13 protein-coding genes are annotated in these 17,719 nt (G+C 72.0%); 5 read left to right on the forward strand and 8 right to left on the reverse strand.

The window, feature by feature from the left end; translation table 11 throughout:
• Positions 1–121 precede the first annotated feature (121 nt).
• The gene (locus ACXET9_RS14990) at positions 122–1,588 is read right to left on the reverse strand and encodes a sodium:proton antiporter (protein ID WP_457887491.1); all 1,467 of its coding nucleotides are present in this window, start codon (positions 1,586–1,588) and stop codon (positions 122–124) included.
• Positions 1,589–1,974: 386 nt separating this feature from the next.
• Between ACXET9_RS14990 and ACXET9_RS14995 the strand changes: the two genes are divergently transcribed.
• From ACXET9_RS14995 to ACXET9_RS15010, 4 genes are all read left to right on the forward strand, one after another.
• Positions 1,975–2,292 carry a hypothetical protein gene (locus tag ACXET9_RS14995; protein WP_457887492.1) on the forward strand — a complete coding sequence of 106 codons (318 nt, stop codon included), beginning with the start codon at positions 1,975–1,977 and terminating at the stop codon, positions 2,290–2,292.
• The gene (locus ACXET9_RS15000) at positions 2,256–2,855 is read left to right on the forward strand and encodes a hypothetical protein (RefSeq protein WP_457887493.1); all 600 of its coding nucleotides are present in this window, start codon (positions 2,256–2,258) and stop codon (positions 2,853–2,855) included. Before ACXET9_RS14995 ends, ACXET9_RS15000 begins: the two co-directional genes overlap by 37 nt.
• Positions 2,856–2,941: 86 nt before the next feature.
• Positions 2,942–3,928 carry a PhzF family phenazine biosynthesis protein gene (locus tag ACXET9_RS15005; RefSeq protein ID WP_457887494.1) on the forward strand — a complete coding sequence of 329 codons (987 nt, stop codon included), beginning with the start codon at positions 2,942–2,944 and terminating at the stop codon, positions 3,926–3,928.
• Positions 3,929–4,090: 162 nt separating this feature from the next.
• A complete protein-coding gene (locus ACXET9_RS15010) occupies positions 4,091–6,331 on the forward strand; it encodes a dipeptidyl-peptidase 5 (protein ID WP_457887495.1) in 2,241 nt (746 codons plus the stop codon).
• 87 nt (positions 6,332–6,418) lie between these two features.
• Here the strand turns inward: ACXET9_RS15010 and ACXET9_RS15015 are convergent, their stop codons facing one another.
• From ACXET9_RS15015 to ACXET9_RS15040, 6 genes are all read right to left on the reverse strand, one after another.
• Complete coding sequence (locus ACXET9_RS15015; protein ID WP_457887496.1) at positions 6,419–7,978, reverse strand: GH32 C-terminal domain-containing protein; 1,560 nt, start codon at positions 7,976–7,978, stop codon at positions 6,419–6,421.
• A 48-nt stretch (positions 7,979–8,026) separates the two neighbouring features.
• Positions 8,027–9,709 carry an extracellular solute-binding protein gene (locus tag ACXET9_RS15020; protein WP_457887497.1) on the reverse strand — a complete coding sequence of 561 codons (1,683 nt, stop codon included), beginning with the start codon at positions 9,707–9,709 and terminating at the stop codon, positions 8,027–8,029.
• A 124-nt stretch (positions 9,710–9,833) separates the two neighbouring features.
• Positions 9,834–10,835 carry an ABC transporter permease subunit gene (locus ACXET9_RS15025; protein WP_457887498.1) on the reverse strand — a complete coding sequence of 334 codons (1,002 nt, stop codon included), beginning with the start codon at positions 10,833–10,835 and terminating at the stop codon, positions 9,834–9,836.
• A 5-nt stretch (positions 10,836–10,840) separates the two neighbouring features.
• On the reverse strand, positions 10,841–11,932 hold the full coding sequence (locus ACXET9_RS15030; protein ID WP_457887499.1) for an ABC transporter permease: 1,092 nt from the start codon (positions 11,930–11,932) through the stop codon (positions 10,841–10,843).
• A complete protein-coding gene (locus tag ACXET9_RS15035; protein ID WP_457887500.1) occupies positions 11,929–12,954 on the reverse strand; it encodes a LacI family DNA-binding transcriptional regulator in 1,026 nt (341 codons plus the stop codon). Before ACXET9_RS15035 ends, ACXET9_RS15030 begins: the two co-directional genes overlap by 4 nt.
• Before the next feature lie 266 nt (positions 12,955–13,220).
• Positions 13,221–13,724 carry a glutathione peroxidase gene (locus ACXET9_RS15040; protein ID WP_457887501.1) on the reverse strand — a complete coding sequence of 168 codons (504 nt, stop codon included), beginning with the start codon at positions 13,722–13,724 and terminating at the stop codon, positions 13,221–13,223.
• Positions 13,725–13,948: 224 nt separating this feature from the next.
• Between ACXET9_RS15040 and ACXET9_RS15045 the strand changes: the two genes are divergently transcribed.
• The gene (locus ACXET9_RS15045; RefSeq protein WP_457887502.1) at positions 13,949–15,505 is read left to right on the forward strand and encodes an HNH endonuclease; all 1,557 of its coding nucleotides are present in this window, start codon (positions 13,949–13,951) and stop codon (positions 15,503–15,505) included.
• 447 nt (positions 15,506–15,952) lie between these two features.
• Here ACXET9_RS15045 and ACXET9_RS15050 read toward each other — a convergent pair whose 3' ends face one another.
• The gene (locus ACXET9_RS15050; RefSeq protein WP_457887503.1) at positions 15,953–17,608 is read right to left on the reverse strand and encodes a cation:proton antiporter; all 1,656 of its coding nucleotides are present in this window, start codon (positions 17,606–17,608) and stop codon (positions 15,953–15,955) included.
• Positions 17,609–17,719 lie beyond the last annotated feature (111 nt).

The following is a 17,719-nucleotide window of genomic DNA, read 5'->3' on the forward strand; positions in this document are numbered from 1 at the left end:
GTCGGCGCCGAGCGATCGGCGCCGACCGGCCGGTCCTGATCGACCACCAGGAGCAGATGATCCGCCGCGTGCGGGTCATCTGCTCCTGTCGTCCTCCGGTCCCGTCGGCAGAGGGAGGGCCTCAGCCCTCCCGCGGCGCGTCCTCGAGCGCGCCCGGCGGACGGGTGGCGCGCGCGTCGGGGTCCAGCGCGTCGAGCGCGGAGCCGACGCCGCCGCGGTGGGACGCGGCGAGCAGGAGCGCGCGAGCGAGGAGCGCGAGCGTCAGCAGCGCGCCGACGACCTTCGCCCATGTCGGCTGCGCGATGAACAGCAGCACCATCGCCGCGAGCGTCGGCACGAGGTACATGAACGCGCGCACGATATAGCCGCCGAAGCTGGGCATCTGCACGCCGCGGGACTCGGCGACGGACTTCACCATGAAGTTCGGGCCGTTGCCGATGTAGGTGATCGCCCCGCAGAAGACGGCGCCGAGGGAGATCGAGATCAGGTAGAGCTCGGGGACGTCGGCGACGCGGGGCTCGCCCGGCAGCTGCGAGGCCATCTCGAAGAACGTCAGGTAGGTGGGGGCGTTGTCGAGGGCCGCGCTGAGGCCGCCGGTGAACAGGAACAGCGTGATCTCGTCGAGCGGCAGTGAGGGAGCGGCCGCGCGGAGCACCGCGAGCGCCGGGATCATCGTCAGGAAGATGCCGATGAACAGCGCCGCGACCTCCTGGATCGGGCCGAGCTCGAAGGCGTTGTCCTCGTAGCGGACGGTCCGGTCCCCGAACCGCAGGGAGGCGAGCGCGGCGCCGACCATGATGATCTCGCGCCAGGGGATCACGTCGCCGATCCCGGCCTCGCCGTGGGTGATGGCCTCGGCGTCGATCGACGGCGCGAGCGCGACGGCCAGGATGATCACCGCGAACCAGATCAGGTTCGAGGCACCGACGAGACGCAGCGGGACCGTGCGGGTGCGGTCGATCTCGACGTCCTCCGGACGCTCGTGCGCGATGATCCGACGGTCCAGCGCCCAGTACGACAGCAGCAGCATCGCGTTGACGAACAGCCACATGGGGAACAGGTTCAGCGTCCACAGGAAGGGGACGCCGTGGAGCATCCCGAGGAACAGCGGCGGATCGCCGAGCGGGGTCAGCATGCCGCCGCAGTTCGCCACGATGAAGATCGCGAAGACGACCGTGTGGGCCTTGTGCTTCCGCTCCGCATTCGTGTTCAGCAGCGGACGGATCAGCAGCATCGCCGCGCCCGTCGTGCCGATGAAGCTCGCGAGCAGTCCGCCGATCGCGAGGAAGATCGTGTTGGTGCGCGGCGTTGCGGCGATGTCGCCGCGCAGGAAGATCCCGCCGGACACCACGAACAGCGCGAACAGCAGCGCGATGAACTGGCCGTACTCGACGAGCGCGTCGACCACGAGCTCCCATTCGCCGACGGCGAGCACCCCGATCGCGACGGGCAGACCGAGGACCAGCGCGTAGATCAGCTGGTTGCGCGGCCGTTCCCACCGGTGGGCGAGGGCTGGCACGAGGGGCGCGATCGCGATCGCGGCGAGCATCAGCACGAACGGTGCGATGGTCCAGGCGGGGAACGTCATCGGATCTCCTGGGGGGAGGCGGGGCGAGGGACCAGGGCATGCGTCTGCCCTGTGCCGACCAGACTTCCCGGCTCACCTGGCGGACACTCTGCCACTCCGAGGGGCCCGCGCGCCAGGCGAGCCCGCAATCGGAGGGAACCGGGCGAGCGGGGAAGCGGGGGAGCTGGGAACCGGGGAACCGGGGAACCGGGGGAGCGGGGGTGTCGGTCGGATGCGGTGCCTTGCGGCCCCGCATCCGGTCGTCGTACTCTGACCCGCGAGGACCGGCTGTCCTCATCCATCGACCCCCTCCTCCTCCGCGCAGTCTGCGGCGGCAGAGGGCCTGCCTATAGCCGAGACCTGGGCGAAGCACGCCCTCCGGCCTATGGGAGACAGGGTGAAGAGTCATGGAGAAGCAGCATCCCGGGACGACCGAGCGCGAGCGCATCGAGCGGCGCCGCCGCCTGGAGCAGGCCCTCTCGAGGACGGTCGCCGAGGTCCACATCCGCCGCGGCCGCGAGTGGAGCGCCTCCGACGGCGATGAGGGGTTCCCGCAGCGCGACGAGTCGGCGCGGATCGCCCGCGAGGAGCTCACCCTCGTCATGGGAGCCCTCGGCGATCTGTGCGAGATCACCCCGAAGGAGATCGACGCCATCGCCGCGACCTACCGCCCGGAGGATCCGTCCGGGTGGTCCTGGGACGACGACGATCGCGGCTGGCGCTGACCCCGTCGGATCCGTCGGCCGACGCGCCGTCGGACGACGGGCTGCCGGTCGTCGCGCAGCCGGCCGACGGGGCCGACGGCGGTAGGCTCCGCGGCATGTCGCTGAACGTCATGCTCGGATTCGTCCCGCGCACCGCCCCCGCCGCCCTCGGCGCCGTGCTCGGCGCGCCGCTCGACTTCTGGGAGGCGAGCGGCCTCGCGGCGACCGGCCCGTCGGCCGCGCAGGTGGGCGAGCACACCCTGCTCGTCGACCGGACGGCGGATGTGCTGAGCCTGCCCGGGCTGGCCGCCGGCGCCCCCGACGGCACTGTCCTGGTGACCATCGGCGGGACCGCCGACGTGTTCGCCCTCGAGGTCCTCGGCACGCGCCCCCGGCTGCGGGTCCTCCTCGAGCGCGAGCTCGTGCAGGACGAGGGCGATCCGCTGCCCGTCGAGACGATCCTCGGCGGCGGTGGCGACGGAGCGGATATCGACCCCGAGGACGCGCACATCGCGCTGTTCTGCGCGCTCGCCGGGATCGAGCCCGCGGAGCTGTTCGAGCTCGTGTGGCACCCGCTGGGCTGAGCCGCGGCAGAGAACGCGCCGGGACCGCGCAGGGGCTCGCGCACGGGGCTGAGCAGGCCGTCGGAGGACAGTGGGAGGATGCCCGCATGACCCCCTCGACTCCCCGCTCCCGGGCCTTCGCCCAGGTCGACGTGTTCACCGCGGTCCCCTTCGGCGGGAACCCGCTCGCCGTCGTGCTCGACGCCGACGGCCTCGACGACGCCGCGATGCAGGCGATCGCTCGCTGGACGAACCTCTCCGAGACGACCTTCGTGCTGCCGCCGACGCAGCCGGGCGCCGACTACCGGGTCCGGATCCTCACGCCGACGGGCGAGCTCGACTTCGCCGGCCACCCGACCCTCGGGACCGCCGCGGCCTGGCTCGCGGCGCACGACGGCGACCCGGCGGACGGCGACCCGGCGGACGGCGACCCGGCAGACGGCCGGGCCGACGGACGGGACGCCGCGCCGGGGCGACGGATCGTGCAGGAGTGCGGCATCGGGCTCGTCGAGGTGCGCGTCGAGCAGGGGACCTTCGCCTTCGCGGCGCCCCCGCTGCGTCGGACCGGTCCCCTCGACCCCGAGCATCTGTGGCTCGCGGCCGACGCGCTGGGCATCGCCCCGGCGGCGATCCTCGACCACGCCTGGGTCGACAACGGGGCTGGCTGGTACGTCGTCGAGCTGGCGTCGGCCGAGGAGGTCCTCGCGCTCGAGCCCGACCTCGCCCGGCTGCCCGGGCGGAAGCTCGGCGCGATCGGGGTCGTCGGCGCGGCGAGTGGCGTGACGGGTGGCGCGGCGAGCGGCGCGCACGAGGACGCGCCCGCATATGAGGTGCGCGGCTTCGTCGCCTCCGACCCCGACTCCGGGACGCCGGGCTTCGAGGACCCGGTCACGGGCAGCCTCAACGCCGGCATCGCCCAGTGGATGCTCGAGCGCCGCGCCCGGACGCCGCCGTGGACCGTCTCCCAGGGCACGCGCCTCGGACGGAGCGGCCGCGTCCGCATCGACGTGGACAGCACGGACGCGGACAGCACGGGCACCGTCTGGATCGGGGGCGAGACGACGGTGCGGATCAGCGGACGCATCGTCGTATGACCGACCGTCGTGCGACGGATCGTCGTGGGACGGATCGTCGTGCGACAGATCCGTGCGCGCGCCGACGCTCGCCCCGCGAATGCTCCTCCCCAGCGGCCCTCCGTTCCCAGGCGTCGGCTCCCGCGCCGCCGCGGGCCTGCCTCCGCGCCTAGTCTGGGCCGTATGACGACGACGCTCCCGTACGGTTCCTGGCCCTCCCCGATCAGCGCGAGCCGGCTCGCGACCGGCGGCACCCGCCTCGGCGGTCCGCAGCTGGTGGGCGAGGAGCTGTGGTGGCTCGAAGGGATCGCCACCGAGGGCGGCCGTCAGGCGATCGTCCGCGCCGGCGCTGTCGGCACCGTCGGCACCGATGCCGCCGCCGACGCCACCGACGCCACCGGCACCACCGGGGCGCCCGTCACCGTGCTGCCCGCCCCCTACAACGCCCGCTCGCGGGTGCACGAGTACGGCGGGAGCTCCTGGGCTGCGGTGCCGTCGGACGCGGATGCGGAGACCGGCGCATCCGGCGCCGCCGACTCCTCCGGTGCCGCCCGCCCCCTCATCGTCTTCGTCGACTTCGCCGACCAGCGGGTCCATGCCTTCCGCGAGGGCGAGGAGCCGCGCCCGCTGACGCCCGTCGGCCCCGAGGTCGAGTCCGCCCACGGGCCCTCGCTGCGCTGGGCCTGCCCCACCCCCGTCACCCTCGCCGACGGGACCGCCGAGGTCTGGTGGATCTGCGAGGACCACACCGGCGGCGCCGAGGGGCCCCGCGCCGACGCTGACGGCGCCCCGCACATCGAGCGCTACATCGCCGCCGTCCCCCTCGACGGCTCCGCCGCCGAGGACCCCGTGCGGATCCGCCGCGTGACCCCGTCGGCCCGCTTCGTCGCCTTCCCGAGCCTCAGCCCCGACGGCACGCGCCTCGCCTGGATCAGCTGGGAGCATCCGCGGATGCCCTGGGACGGCACCGCACTGCACGTCGCCCCGTTGATCGCCGGCAGCGCCGGCGAGGGCGAGATCATCGCCGGCGGCGATGACGTCTCCGTCCTCCAGCCCGCCTGGCTCGACGACCACCGCCTCCTGTTCGTCTCCGACGAGACCGGCTGGTGGAACCCGCGCCTGTGGACGCAGGAGGAGGGGTCCCGCCCCGTGCTCCGCGAGGGCACGATCCTCGCCGACGGGCAGCCCGCGGCCGAGCAGGAGTTCGCCGGCGCCCTGTGGACCCTCGGCACGACCTGGTTCCATGTGCTCGACGAGCGTCGCGTCCTCGTGCAGTTCGGCCGCGCCGCCGACCGCCTCGGCGTCCTCGACGTGGCCACCGGCGCGCTCGTCGAGCTCGACTGCCCGCTGACCTCCCTCGGCGGGCTCCTCGTCGGCCCCCGCGGGCGCCTCGTCCTCGCCGGCGCCTCCCCGACGGCCTTCCCCGCGATCTACGAGGCCGTGCTCGACCTGGGCGACGGGGCCGGTGCCGGGACAGGCGGTGCGAGCGGCGACGGAACCGGCGGCGCGAGCACGCTGACGCCGTCCCGGCCGACGCTGTCCCCGCTGACGCTCGTGCGCTCATCCCGCAGCGATGCCCCCGCCCCGTCGGCCCTGCCCATCGGCGAGGCCATCGAGGTGCCCACGGCCGACGGCGGCGTCGTCCACGCGATCCTCTACCGTCCCCGCCAGGAGGGCTTCGCCGGACGCGACGGCGAGCTCCCGCCGTTCATCGCCCGCGTCCACGGCGGCCCCACCAGCCACGTCCCGCCCGTGCTGAACCTGTCCGTCGCCTACCTGACGTCCCGCGGACTGGGCGTCGTCGAGATCAACTACGGCGGCTCCACCGGCTACGGCCGCGCCTACCGCGACCGCCTCCGGGGCCAGTGGGGCGTCGTCGACGTCGCCGACACCGTCGCCGTCATGGAGCACCTCGTGGCCGAGGGGATCGCCGACGGCGACCGGCTCGCGATCGAGGGCGGCAGCGCCGGCGGCTGGACCACCCTCGCCTGCCTCACCCGCACCGACGCCTTCGCCGCCGGCGTCTCCAGCTACGGCGTCGCCGAGCTCGAGGGCTTCCGCCTGGACACCCACGACTTCGAATCCCGCTACATCGACGGCCTCGTCGGCCCCTACCCGGAGCGTCGGGACCTGTACGTCGAGCGGGCGCCCCTGAGCCACGTCGACGAGCTGTCCTGCCCCGTCCTGCTGCTGCAGGGCGATGAGGACCGCATCGTCCCGCCGCGCCAGTCGGAGCTGTTCCGCGACGCGCTCGCCGCCAAGGGCATCCCGCACGCCTACCTGCTGTTCGAGGGCGAGCAGCACGGCTTCCGGCAGGCCTCCTCGATCATCCGCGCGACCGAGGCGGCGCTCTCGTTCTACGGGCAGGTGCTCGGCTTCAGCGTCCCGGACGTGCCGGTGCTGAGCCTCGACGGCGACCGCTGAGCGGGACGGCGACGGCCTCGAGCCCGTGCGGCCGATGGCGCGCACGGGCTCGGAGCCAACTGCTCAGGCGGGCTCGGGGCAGACCCCTCAGGCGAACTCGACGAGGATCTCCACCGCACCCGGTCCGGGGAAGATCTGCTGGGAGATGAGCTCCCGGCCGTCGTCGATCGACAGCTCCGCGCACGACCGGTCGACGACCAGGTCGAGGACGACCTCCGCGGCGCCGGGCACCGTCGGAGAGGCGGCCGAGCGCGGATGCTCGGGGGCGAACTCGTCGCGGTGGGCGAGGCTGCGGTCCATCACGACCGACCCGTCGGCCGCGATCTCGATCGCGAGCTCGCGCAGGCCGACGTCCGTGGTCCAGCGGAGGACCAGGCGCTGCGCGCGTCCGACGGGCAGCGTGCCCCGGCAGCGGAACGCGCGGGTCCCGTCGACCTCCGCGAGGAGCCGGGATCCCTCGGAGCGCGGGCCGTCGGAGTGCCGACCGGCGGAGCGCGGGCCGGCGGAGCGCCGACCGTCGGCCTGCGGGTCCTCGATACGACCCAGATCGAGGGTCTCGATGCCCTCCGGCACCACCGGACGCTGGACCAGCTCGAGCAGGCCCGCGCCTCCGCTGCGGAGCCCGAGGCGACGCGGGAGCGTCATCGAGGAGCGCCACGGGTCCGTCGGCGTCGTCGACGCGTAGGCCCAGTTGTTCATCCAGCCCAGCAGCAGCGGCTCGCCGGCCACCCCGGCGAAGGAGACGATCGCGTAGCAGTCCGGACCGAGGTCCAGGGGGCGCGGCTGCTCGTCGGCCGTGGTGAACGCGGTGCCGTCGAACTCGCCGACGAAGCACCATGCGCCGGAGCCGCCCGCCGGACCGCCGGGATTCGTCGACACGATCAGCACCCAGGCCTCGCGGGCGGATCCGTCGTCGGACTCGGTCGTCGGCCCATCGACGGGGACCCGCAGGAGATCGGGGCACTCCCAGATCCCGCCGTCGAGCGCGGGATGGGTGAAGGCCGAGGCATGCTCCCAGGTCAGGAGGTCGCGGGAGGTGAAGAGGTGGACCGTGTGGTCGAGCGCCTCGACCGTGACCATCACCCAGCGCCCGGTCTCCTCATGCCACAGCACCTTCGGATCGCGGAAGTTCTCGCTCCCGCGGTCGAGCACCGGATTCCCGGGATAGGGGGTCCAGGTGAGGCCGCCGTCGGTCGAGGAGGCGACCGACTGGGCCTGGCGGCCCGCGAGCGTCGGATGCCGGTCGGTGTAGGCGCTGGTGTAGAAGGCGAGGAGGGGGCCGTCGGCGGCGGAGCCATCACCGGAGCCGCCGGCGCCGGAGCCGGCGCCATCACCGGAGCCGGCGGCGCCGGTTCCGAGCCCCGAGACGTTCGCGGCGTCGTGCACGACGCTCCCCGAGAAGATCAGCTCGGTCTCGGACGACGGGATGGCGATCGGCAGCTCCTCCCAGGTCGCCAGGTCGTCCGAGACCGCGTGGCCCCAGCTGATCCGGCCCCACTGGCTCCCCTCGGGGTTCGTCTGGAAGAACGCATGCCACCGTCCGTCGTGCCGGATGAGCCCGTTGGGGTCGTTCATCCAGGTCGATCCCGGGGTGAGATGCAGGGCGGGTCGATGGCGGTCAGTGAGGGCTGCGCTGGGCGCGGTCATGGTCTCTCCGTCAGTGGGGGGTGCGGGGGTGCGGTGGGGCGGCGGTGCTCAGGAGGCCGCGTCGGTGAAGCGGTCGTAGGCCTCCTGGTAGACGGCGACGAGCTCGCTCACGCCGATGGTCTCGAGCTGGGAGACGTACCCGTCCCACTCGTCCTCGATGCCGCCCTTGACGATCCACGTCGAGGCCTTCTCCTCGACGAGCGTGCGGATGTCGGACTCGATGGTCGACAGGCGGTCGAGCTCCTCGGGGGACAGCATGACCGGCGGGTACTTCTCGTTGGCCCGGTACGGCTCGTAGTGCTCGAGGATCTGCGCCTGCCGCTCGGCCGCGCGGGGCTCGGGAAGCACGACGGTCTCGAAGTCCTCGGCGGTGATGATCTTCGGGCCTCCGGGGGAGACCTTCACGCGGCGCTCCTGCTCGGTCTCGCCCTCGCCGACGGGGATCTGCTCGAGCAGCCCGTCGGCGTTGACCTGCTGCGTCACGCCGATCGGACCCCAGTTCGCCTGCGCGCTCATGACCGGGTCGAAGAGCATGTCGGCCCAGCGCAGCGTCGCCGCGGCGTACTCGTTGCGGGCGCTGATCGCGAAGGCGCCGCGGTTGATCTCCTGGTTGTTGGCGACGCAGGCGCGGCGCGTCCCGTCGGGGCCGGGGAAGATCGGCACGAGCTCGTACTGGTCCTCCCGCTCCGTCCCCACGACCTCGGGGATCTCCCAGAAGTAGAAGGAGCCGAGCGTCTGCGGATCGGCCTTGCCCTTGGCGATGAACGCGACATAGTCCTGGGCGAACGCCTCCTGGTCGATGAGCCCCTCGGTGCTCCAGGTGTGGAGCGTCGCGAGCGCGTCGCGGTACCCCTCCTGGTGGGCGGTGAAGATGACCTTCCCGTCCTGCACGATGCGGTGATCGGGGTTGTCGGCCTGGCCGCCGATCGCGGCGATGAGGTCGGCGATGTCGCCGGCGCCGATGAACGACAGGGGCAGGGTGCCGCTCGGACCCGAGTCGCGGAACGCCAGCAGCGCCTCGTGGTACTCGTCGACGGTGGTCGGCAGCGCCAGGCCCTCGCGCTCGAGCCAGGCGGTGTCGATGAACAGCATGCGCGGGAACTCGACGAGGTTGAGCTCCTCGACGCTCGGCAGCGTGTAGATGTGGCCGTCGGCGCTCGTGATCGCCGAACGGATGTCCGGACGCTCCTCGAGGATCGCGTTCAGCGTCGGCGCGTGCTCGGGGATCAGCTCCTCGAGGGCGAGCAGGGTGCCGTTCTCCCCGTACTTGGTGACCTCGGCGTCGCTCAGCCCGGTGTTGAACAGGGCGTCCGGCAGATCGCCGCCGGCCAGGAGCAGGTTCTTCTTCTCCGCCCACACCTCGTCGGGCTCGTTGACCCAGTCGATCGTGATCCCGGAGTCCTCGGCCCAGGTCTGGACCAGCTCCATGGTCTCGTAGTCGGGGGCGAGGGCGGACTTCGCGCCGCCGAAGGAGAGGGTGAGATCGCCGGTGACGATCGGGAGGCCGGAGTCGGTCAGGCCGACGTCGGCCGAGAGGTCCTCGACGGCCTCGGCCGACGGACGCCCGCAGGCGGCGAGACCCAGGGCCGTCACCGAGAGGGCGGTCGCGCCGAGGGCGAAGCGGCGGCGGGAGAGGGGGCTGGACGGGGTGTCGGGCCGGGTGTCGGGCCGGGTGCCGGTCCGGGTGTCGGACGGGGTGCCGGCCGGGGTGGGGGTCAGGCTGCTGGACATGGGATGACTCCTTCGTCATGTGCTCCGGAGAGCGGGATGGTCGCAGGTGAGAGGGGAGTTTTTCGTATGACGGGGCGGTGGTGGAGGGTGTGCGTCGTCGGGCGGTGTGCGCGGGGACCGGCGGTCAGCTCTTGAGGGCGCCGAGCGTCGCGCCCTTCACGAAGTAGCGCTGCAGGAAGGGGAAGGCGACGAGCAGCGGGACCGTGGAGACGACGATCATGGCGTACTTCAGCAGCTCGCCCATCTTCTGGGCGGCGGCGGTCGAATCCATCGACGCCATGTCGAGCCCGCCCGAGCTGGCCTGGGACTGGATCAGGACGTTGCGGAGGATCAGCTGGAGCGGATACTTCGACTCGTCCGACAGGTAGATCATCGCGTCGAAGAACGCATTCCAGTTCGCGACGATGTGGATCATCGCCATGAGCACGATGAGCGAGGTCGAAAGCGGCAGGGCGATGCTGAAGAAGAAGCGGAAGTCGCTCGCCCCGTCGAGCTGAGCGGCTTCGCGCAGCTCGGGGGAGAGGTTCTGCTCGAAGAACGTCCGGGCGATCACCAGGTTCCAGACGCCGACGGCGCCCGGGAGCACGACCGCCCAGATCGTGTCGAGCATTCCGAGCTCCTTCACCACCAGATAGCGGGCGATCATGCCGCCGTCGAAGAACATGGTGATGACGAAGAGGATCATGAAGATGTTCCGCCCCGGCATGTCCCTGCGCGACAGCGCATAGGCCCCGCAGAGGATCATCGTCACGCTGATGACGGTGCCGACGGTCGTGTAGAGGACCGAGTTCAGGAAGCCCCGCACGATCGTCGACGTGCCGAAGATCGTGGTGTAGCCGTCGAAGGTCACGCCTCGCGGGAACAGCACCACCTTCCCCTGCTGCACGAGCGTCGGATCGGAGATCGAGGCGATGACGATGAAGTACAGCGGGTAGACGATCACGATGATCGCGAACGCGATGATGCCGTAGGCGATCGCGACGAACAGGATGTCGCCGATGCGGCTCGCGCGCTGCTGCGCACGGGCGGGCCGGGAGACAGGGGACGGGGCAGAGGGGGCGCCGGGGGAGTGCGCGCCGGGGGAGGGCACGGAGGGCGCGGCGGAGGTCGTCGGGGAGCTCGTCATCGGGATCACCACAGGCTTGACTGGTCGGCCTTCTTGGCGACCCAGTTGAAGGTCAGCAGAAGGAGCAGGTTCAGGACGGAGTTGAAGAGCCCGATGGCCGCCGAGTAGGAGAACTGGGCGCCCTGCAGACCCACCTTGTAGACATAGGTGTTGATGACCTCGGAGGTCGGGAGGTTGAGGTCTGTCTGCATCAGGTAGACCTTCTCGAAGCCGAGGTTGAAGATGTTCCCGACGGCCAGGATGAAGAGGATCGAGATGACCGGGAGGATGCCGGGGATGTCGATGTGGCGGATGCGCTGGAAGCGGTTCGCCCCGTCCATCCGGGCCGCCTCGTGGAGCGACGGATCGATCGCCGTGAGCGCCGCGAGGTAGATGATCATCGAGAATCCGGCGTTCTGCCAGATGTCCGAGCCGATGTAGAGGGGACGGAACCACTCCGGGGCGCCCATGAAGAAGATCGACTCCCCGCCCGCGAGCCCGATCAGGTGGTTCACCAGGCCGGAGCTCGGGGAGAACAGCAGGCGGATCATGCCGACGACCACGACGACCGAGATGAAGCTCGGGGAGTAGAGGATCGTCTGCGTCAGCCGCTTGAAGCGCTCGTTGGACATCTGGTTGACGATCAGCGCGAGGATGATCGGCACCGGGAAGGCGACGAGCAGGCCGACGGTGTTGATCGTCAGCGTGTTCGCGAGGATCCGCCCGAACTGGAAGCTCGAGATGAACGCCTGGAAGTGCTCGAGGCCCACCCAGGGGCTCCAGAAGAAGCCGTCGGCCGGGTTGTAGTCGCGGAACGCGATCTGCGCGCCGTACATCGGCCAGTACTTGAACACCACGAGGTAGATCAGCGCCGGCGCGAGTAAAACGTATAACTGCCAACTGTGGAGGACGCGTCGCAGCAGCGCGAGGCGTCGCGAGGGCGGGCGCCCGTCGGCGGAGGTCGGGCGGCCGGGGCGGCTGGCGCGATCAGTGCGACTGGTGCTCCCGGAGCTGCCGGCGAGGGCGGAGCTGCCGGCGCTGCCGGCGGAGGCGGGGCCAGCGGCGGGGACGGGCGAGCCCGGTGGGGATGCCGGCCCGACGGCGGTGTCGGTTCTCATGCGGCGTGTCCTTTCGGAGGGGCGACGGACCCGCGGAGGATCGCGGGGCAGTGGATCGGATGGACCTCGGCGGGAGCCGACGGGTCCAGCAGCAGGTCGGCGGCGCGCTCGCCCATCGCGTGGAAGGGGAGCTGCATCGTGGTGAGCGGGGGGTGGAAGAAGTCCCGCAGCACGTCCTGGTCGTCGAATCCGACGACGGAGATGTCCTCGGGGATCTGCCGGCCCGACGCCTGCAGCGCCTGGTACGCGCCGAGCGCCGTGCGGTCGTTGCCGCAGAAGATCGCGGTGGCGGGATCGTCGAGCGCGAGCAGCTCGCGGGTCCCGCGATCGCCGTCGGCCGGAAGACCGCTGCCCGCGCGCACGAGCTCGGGATCGGGCTCGATGCCCGCCTCGCGCAGCGCGCGCTCGTAGCCGCGGCGCCGGTCGCGGGCCGCCGGCAGGGTCTCGCCGATGAAGATGTTGATCATGCCGATGCGCGTATGCCCCGCCTCGAGCAGCAGCCGGGTGGCCTCGTAGCCGCCGCGCTCCTCGTCGGGCACGACGCTCGGGACCCGACCGGACAGGTCGCGGGCGTTCAGGCACACCGTGCGCGCCTCGAGCGCGGCATCCGGGACCTCGAGCTCGCGGTGGTACATCGCGGTGTAGAGGATCCCGCGGACCTGGTGGGACAGCATCGTCTCGATCGCGGCGTCCTCGAGCTCCTGCTCGCCGCCGGTGTCGACCGTCATCAGCGCGTTGCCCTCGCGCCAGGCGCGGTCCTGGGCGCCCTTGATCATCTGGCCCGAGAAGGGGGAGGTCGCGACCTCGTCGCCCACCAGGCCGACGATCTCGCCGACGCCCGTCTTGAGCGTCTTGGCCTGCAGGTTCGTGCGGTAGCCGAGCTCCGTCGCGGCCTCGCGGACGCGCTGGGCGGTGGTCTCCGACGCGCGTCCCGCGGAGTTCCCCGACAGGACCAGCGAGACGATCGCCTGGGAGACGCCGGCGGATGCGGCGACGTCGTGCATGGTGGGGCGCTTGGCCATGGTGCGCCTCCTTCGGCGGCTCGGGCTCGTCGGCGGAAGGGGTTCCGGCGGGCGGCGGTGATGCCGTCCTGCCGGTGCTTCCTAGGTGCTCAGCGACGATGCGTTAATCGTATGACGGAGATGATGCGGCACAGAGCGGGATGCTGTCAAGCGATCGGCGCAGAGTGATCCGACGAGGCGTGCCGCCGGTGCACCGTGGATGCGTACGACGGGCGCTTCGGGCCGGTCGGGCGCGACAGACCGGATCCGTCCCGCCCGAGGGCGGGTCAGGCCTTCGCGGCCAGCGCGTCCTCGATCGGGCCGGTCAGCTCGTCGGGCGTGACTGTCGGCTCGAAGCGCGCGATGACGCGGCCCTCGCGGTCCAGCAGGAACTTCGTGAAGTTCCAGGCGATGTCGCCGGGCTCGATCGTCGACCCCGCGGGCGTCTCGTGCGCGCCGGTCAGCCACTGGTACAGCGGGTGCGCGCCGTCGCCGTTGACCTCGACCTTCGCGTGGAGCGGGAAGGTGACGCCGTAGCTCGTCGAGCAGAACTGCGCGATCTCCGACTCGGTCCCGGGCTCCTGATGGCCGAACTGGTCGCAGGGGAAGCCGAGCACCGTCAGCCCCTGCTCGCCGAAGCGCTCGTGGAGAGCCTGCAGGCCTTCGTACTGCGGCGTCAGGCCGCACTGGCTGGCGGTGTTCACCACCAGCACGACGGAGCCCAGATGCTGGGAGAGAGCGGTCGGAGAACCGTCGATGGCGGTCGCGGAGAAGTCGGAGAGAGTGCTCATGCGGCCATTATCGGCCGGGTGCCCGGGCGGGGGCTGGGGGCGGGCGGCGCAGCGGGCGGTCGGACGGTGCGAGCCGAGGATGCCAGCCGAGGATGCGAGCCGACGATGCGAGCCGAGGACGCGAGCCGGGGACCCGGGGCGGGAGTGCTCCTCCCCAGACCCCCGCGGTCCACATTCTCGGGCCTGCGCTGTCGGACCGGCGTCGCCGTCGGGAGCATGGAGCCATGACCACCTGCATCAGCGCACCGCACGAGAGGGACGGCGACACGCCCCGTCCTCCTCGTCTCGGTCTGCGCGGGCAGGAGCCCGGACCGGCCGGCGAGATCCTCGCCGAGGTCGCAGCCGAGCTCGCCGAGCTGGCGTCGGACCCGGGCGCGCTCTTCGACGTCGGCTCCCGCAGCGCGGGCGACTATCACGCGATCGTCTTCGCGATCGCCGACGCCCGCAGCGCCCTCCAGGCCCTCGGCGACCGGGCCGCGGTCGCCTTCGCCGAGGCCACCGAGCGCGATGCCGTCGCCGAGGCGCGCGCCGAGAACGCCCACGAGGGGCCCGCCGCGGACCGCGCCGAACGACGCGCCCGACGAGCCGTCGCGAGCCGCATCCGCCAGGACCTCTCGATGGCGACGCGGAAGTCCACGACCTCCGTCGGCCGCGATCTCGCCGCAGCCCGTCGGCTCGTCGGGACCATGCCCGAGACCCTCGACGCGCTCGCCCACGGGCGCATGATGGACGCCGTCGCGCACATGGCCGCCGGCACCGTCGGACCGCTCGAGCCCGAGGAGCAGCGCGAGGTCGACCAGGAGATCAAGAAGCTCCTGCCCCTCCGGCAGGACGAGGGGACGGGCCGCTGGAAGGCGGACCTCGCGAAGCTCGTCCGGACGGACGACCCGCAGAAGGCCGCCGACCGCCACCACCGCGAACGCCGATCCGCGCACGTGACGCTCACGCACGAGCCCCACGGCATGGCCACGCTCAAGGCGTACCTGCCGGCCGTCGGAGCCCGCGCGGCGATGAAGCGCCTCGAGCTCGAGTCCGAGCGTCTCCGCGCCGAGGGCGACGACCGCGGACACCAGGCGATCATGGCGGACTCCCTGGTCAGAGCCATCACCGGGGAGGACGGCGGGCTCGAGCCCGTCACCCTGGAGGTCGGAGCGATCATCACCGACCGCGCCCTCTTCGACCCCGGCACCGACGACGTCGCCCACATCGAGGGCTACGGGCCCGTCCCGCCCGAGCTCGTGCGCGAGCAGCTGCGCCGATCGCTCGAGGAGCCGGCCCCCGGACCCGACGGGCAACCCCCTGAGGAGCCCCTCGGACCCGACGGCCCCGCGATGCGAGTCGCCCTCAGGCGCCTGTACACGCACCCGCGCACCGGAGAGCTCGTCGCCGTCGAATCCGTCGCCCGAGCCTTCCCGCCCGCGCTCAAGCGGCTCGTCCGCTGGCGCGATGGCGGCACCTGCCGCGGCCCCTTCTGCAACGCCGCACCCCGCCAGCTCGACCACGTCGAGCCCCACAGCCGCGGAGGTGTGACCGCATTCAGCAACGGGCAGGGCACCTGCGTCCACCACAACGACAAGGAGAACAACGCGGCGGGCGTCGAGACGACGGGCACCGGTGCGTCCGATGCCGGACACGGCGTCCGGTGGACCAGCTTCCACGGCATCACGCGGACGACGTACCCGGCGCGGTATACGAGGTCGGAGCGGGAGCGCGGGGGCGAGGGCGAGGGGGCCGGAGATGAGGGGGATGAGGGAGACGTGGGAGAGGGCGAGCCGCCGTAAGGGAGGCGGAGGGACGCTGGGATCGTGCGATGCCCCCCAACGGGATTCGAACCCGTGTCGCCTGCTGGGGCTGGGTCGTACCGGATCGGAGGCCGGACCGTCATTCGTGAGCGGAGCCCATCCCCGCTGCGCGGGGCACACCGATCGACTCGTTCGCGGTGCTCGAACCCGAGGGGCTCATCCCCGCTGCGCGGGGAACACGCCGAGGAGGCCGTCCTGGCCTTCATCAGCGCAGGCTCATCCCCGCTGCACGGGGCACACACGCCCTGACCAGCAACGCATCATCGAGAGCGGTCCGATCCGGTACAGCCTGTCCAAGAATCCTACGCCGTGCGGGGGTTTCCGTCGGCGTCGTATCCCTCAGAGCTGGCGCCGGAGAGCACTGGCCTGTCTGCGCACTCTCGCACTCTCGCACTCCGCACTCCGCCCTCCGGGCAGGGATCCTCCTCAGCGCCCCGCCTTCGCCTTCGCCCTCCCGTGCGCCGGCGGTGCCGCCATGATCTGCAGGTCGAGCTGCCGCAGCACGTGGTCGGCGGCCTCGGGGTCGACACCGGGCTCGGAGCGGGCCTGGAGGACCTCGGCGCGGGCGGCGTCGAGCCCGACGGTCTGCGCGGCGACCATGAGCTCGCGTCCGCGGCGGATCATCTTGCGCTTGGCCTGGAGCTTCCGCATCTCCTCGGGGTCGGCGACCTCGCCGTCGGGGGTGAGCGCCGCCATCGCCTGCGTGGTGGTGTCGAGCTCCTGTCGAAGGCTGCGGAACTTCTTCTTGAGGGCGGCGATCTGCTGCTCGGAGAGCTCGCCGGTCTCCCCGAAGCGCTCCTGGATCGCGGCCAGGGCGGCCTGCTTGCCGCGTTCGGTGAGCTCGCTGATCTCGTCGTCGGTGATGGACCCGTCGTCCTGGAGCTTGAGCAGGCGCAGCAGCCAGCCGAGGCCGATGCCGGTGGGCACGAGCGTCACCAGGAGCACGGCGCTCGCGACGATGATCATCATGTTGCGGTACTCGACGGGGTCGCCGGAGGCCGTCGTGGTGGGGATCGCGAGGGCGAGCGCGAGGGTCGCGAGGCCGCGCATGCCGCACCAGGTCAGGACCACGGAGTCCTTCCAGCTGACGTGCTGCTCGCCGCCGGAGCGCTCGAGCGGGGCGACGACGAGCATCGCGACGAATCGCAGCGCGATCACGATCGCGCAGACCGCGGCGCACAGCGGCAGGTAGTCGAGGACCGCCCACCCCTCCTCGACGACGATGTCGCGCAGCTGCATGCCCATGAGGCCGAAGGCGAGACCGGTGACCAGCAGGTTCGCCACGTCCCAGAAGGTGTAGCGGGAGATGCGGGCCTCGGAGTCCTCGGCCCGGCTCTTGCGCCGGGTCTCGAGGGCGGTGATGACCACGGCGATGACGCCGGAGGCGTGGAGCTCCTCGGCGAGCATGTAGGCGGCGAAGGGGACGACGACGCTCATGGCGGTGCGGGCGGCAGTCGTCGTCACCATGCGGGTCGCGGTCCGGTACAGCCAGCCGATCCCGAAGCCGATCGCGGCGGCGATCGCGGCGCCGAGGAGGAATTCGGGGACGAGACCCCAGCCGAGCTCGTCGCCGCTGGTCAGAGCCGACAGCGCGGAGGTGAACAGGACCAGGGCGACGGCGTCGTTGAACAGGCCCTCGGTCTGCAGCATCGACAGCATCCGGCGGGGCATGCGGGCGGGGCCGGCGACGGCCTCGACGGCGACCGGATCGGGCGGGGCGACCATCGCGCCGACCATCAGCGCGAGCGGCACGGCGAGGCCCGGCACGAGGAGCCACACGGTCCCGGCGACCGCGAAGGCGGTGATCGCGGTGAGGCCGACGGCGAGCACGAGCAGCGTCCGCCAGCGGTATCGGAACACGGACCAGCTGGTCTTCTGCGCGGTCGCGAACAGCAGCGGCGGCAGGAACAGCGGCAGGATCAGGTGGGCGTCGATCGAGAAGTGCTGCAGCCCGGGGATGCAGGCGATCAGCGAGCTCGCGAGGAGCATCAGGATCGGGTACGGCAATCGCACTCTCTCCCCGAGCGCCACGCAGACGACGGTGACGGCGAGAAGTCCGATGATGAGTGCGAGTGTGGCCATGCGCGGCTCCCGAGGGCAGATCGGCGTCGTGATGCTGCAGGCGAGACCGAGTGAGCGTGCCCGGGCGCCGTCGGATGTCGCGGGAGCCCCACCATTTTATGCGACGGCCCC

This window comes from Brachybacterium netajii (SeqCode), assembly GCF_054114245.1.

Excerpts from the sequence above, each read along its gene's own strand:
- ACXET9_RS14990 (WP_457887491.1), bottom strand. The coding sequence starts at position 1,588 with ATGACGTTCCCCGCCTGGACCATCGCACCGTTCGTGCTGATGCTCGCC.
- ACXET9_RS14995 (WP_457887492.1), top strand. The coding sequence starts at position 1,975 with ATGGAGAAGCAGCATCCCGGGACGACCGAGCGCGAGCGCATCGAGCGG.
- ACXET9_RS15005 (WP_457887494.1), top strand. The coding sequence starts at position 2,942 with ATGACCCCCTCGACTCCCCGCTCCCGGGCCTTCGCCCAGGTCGACGTG.
- ACXET9_RS15010 (WP_457887495.1), top strand. The coding sequence starts at position 4,091 with ATGACGACGACGCTCCCGTACGGTTCCTGGCCCTCCCCGATCAGCGCG.
- ACXET9_RS15015 (WP_457887496.1), bottom strand. The coding sequence starts at position 7,978 with ATGACCGCGCCCAGCGCAGCCCTCACTGACCGCCATCGACCCGCCCTG.
- ACXET9_RS15020 (WP_457887497.1), bottom strand. The coding sequence starts at position 9,709 with ATGTCCAGCAGCCTGACCCCCACCCCGGCCGGCACCCCGTCCGACACC.
- ACXET9_RS15025 (WP_457887498.1), bottom strand. The coding sequence starts at position 10,835 with ATGACGAGCTCCCCGACGACCTCCGCCGCGCCCTCCGTGCCCTCCCCC.
- ACXET9_RS15030 (WP_457887499.1), bottom strand. The coding sequence starts at position 11,932 with ATGAGAACCGACACCGCCGTCGGGCCGGCATCCCCACCGGGCTCGCCC.
- ACXET9_RS15035 (WP_457887500.1), bottom strand. The coding sequence starts at position 12,954 with ATGGCCAAGCGCCCCACCATGCACGACGTCGCCGCATCCGCCGGCGTC.
- ACXET9_RS15040 (WP_457887501.1), bottom strand. The coding sequence starts at position 13,724 with ATGAGCACTCTCTCCGACTTCTCCGCGACCGCCATCGACGGTTCTCCG.
- ACXET9_RS15045 (WP_457887502.1), top strand. The coding sequence starts at position 13,949 with ATGACCACCTGCATCAGCGCACCGCACGAGAGGGACGGCGACACGCCC.
- ACXET9_RS15050 (WP_457887503.1), bottom strand. The coding sequence starts at position 17,608 with ATGGCCACACTCGCACTCATCATCGGACTTCTCGCCGTCACCGTCGTC.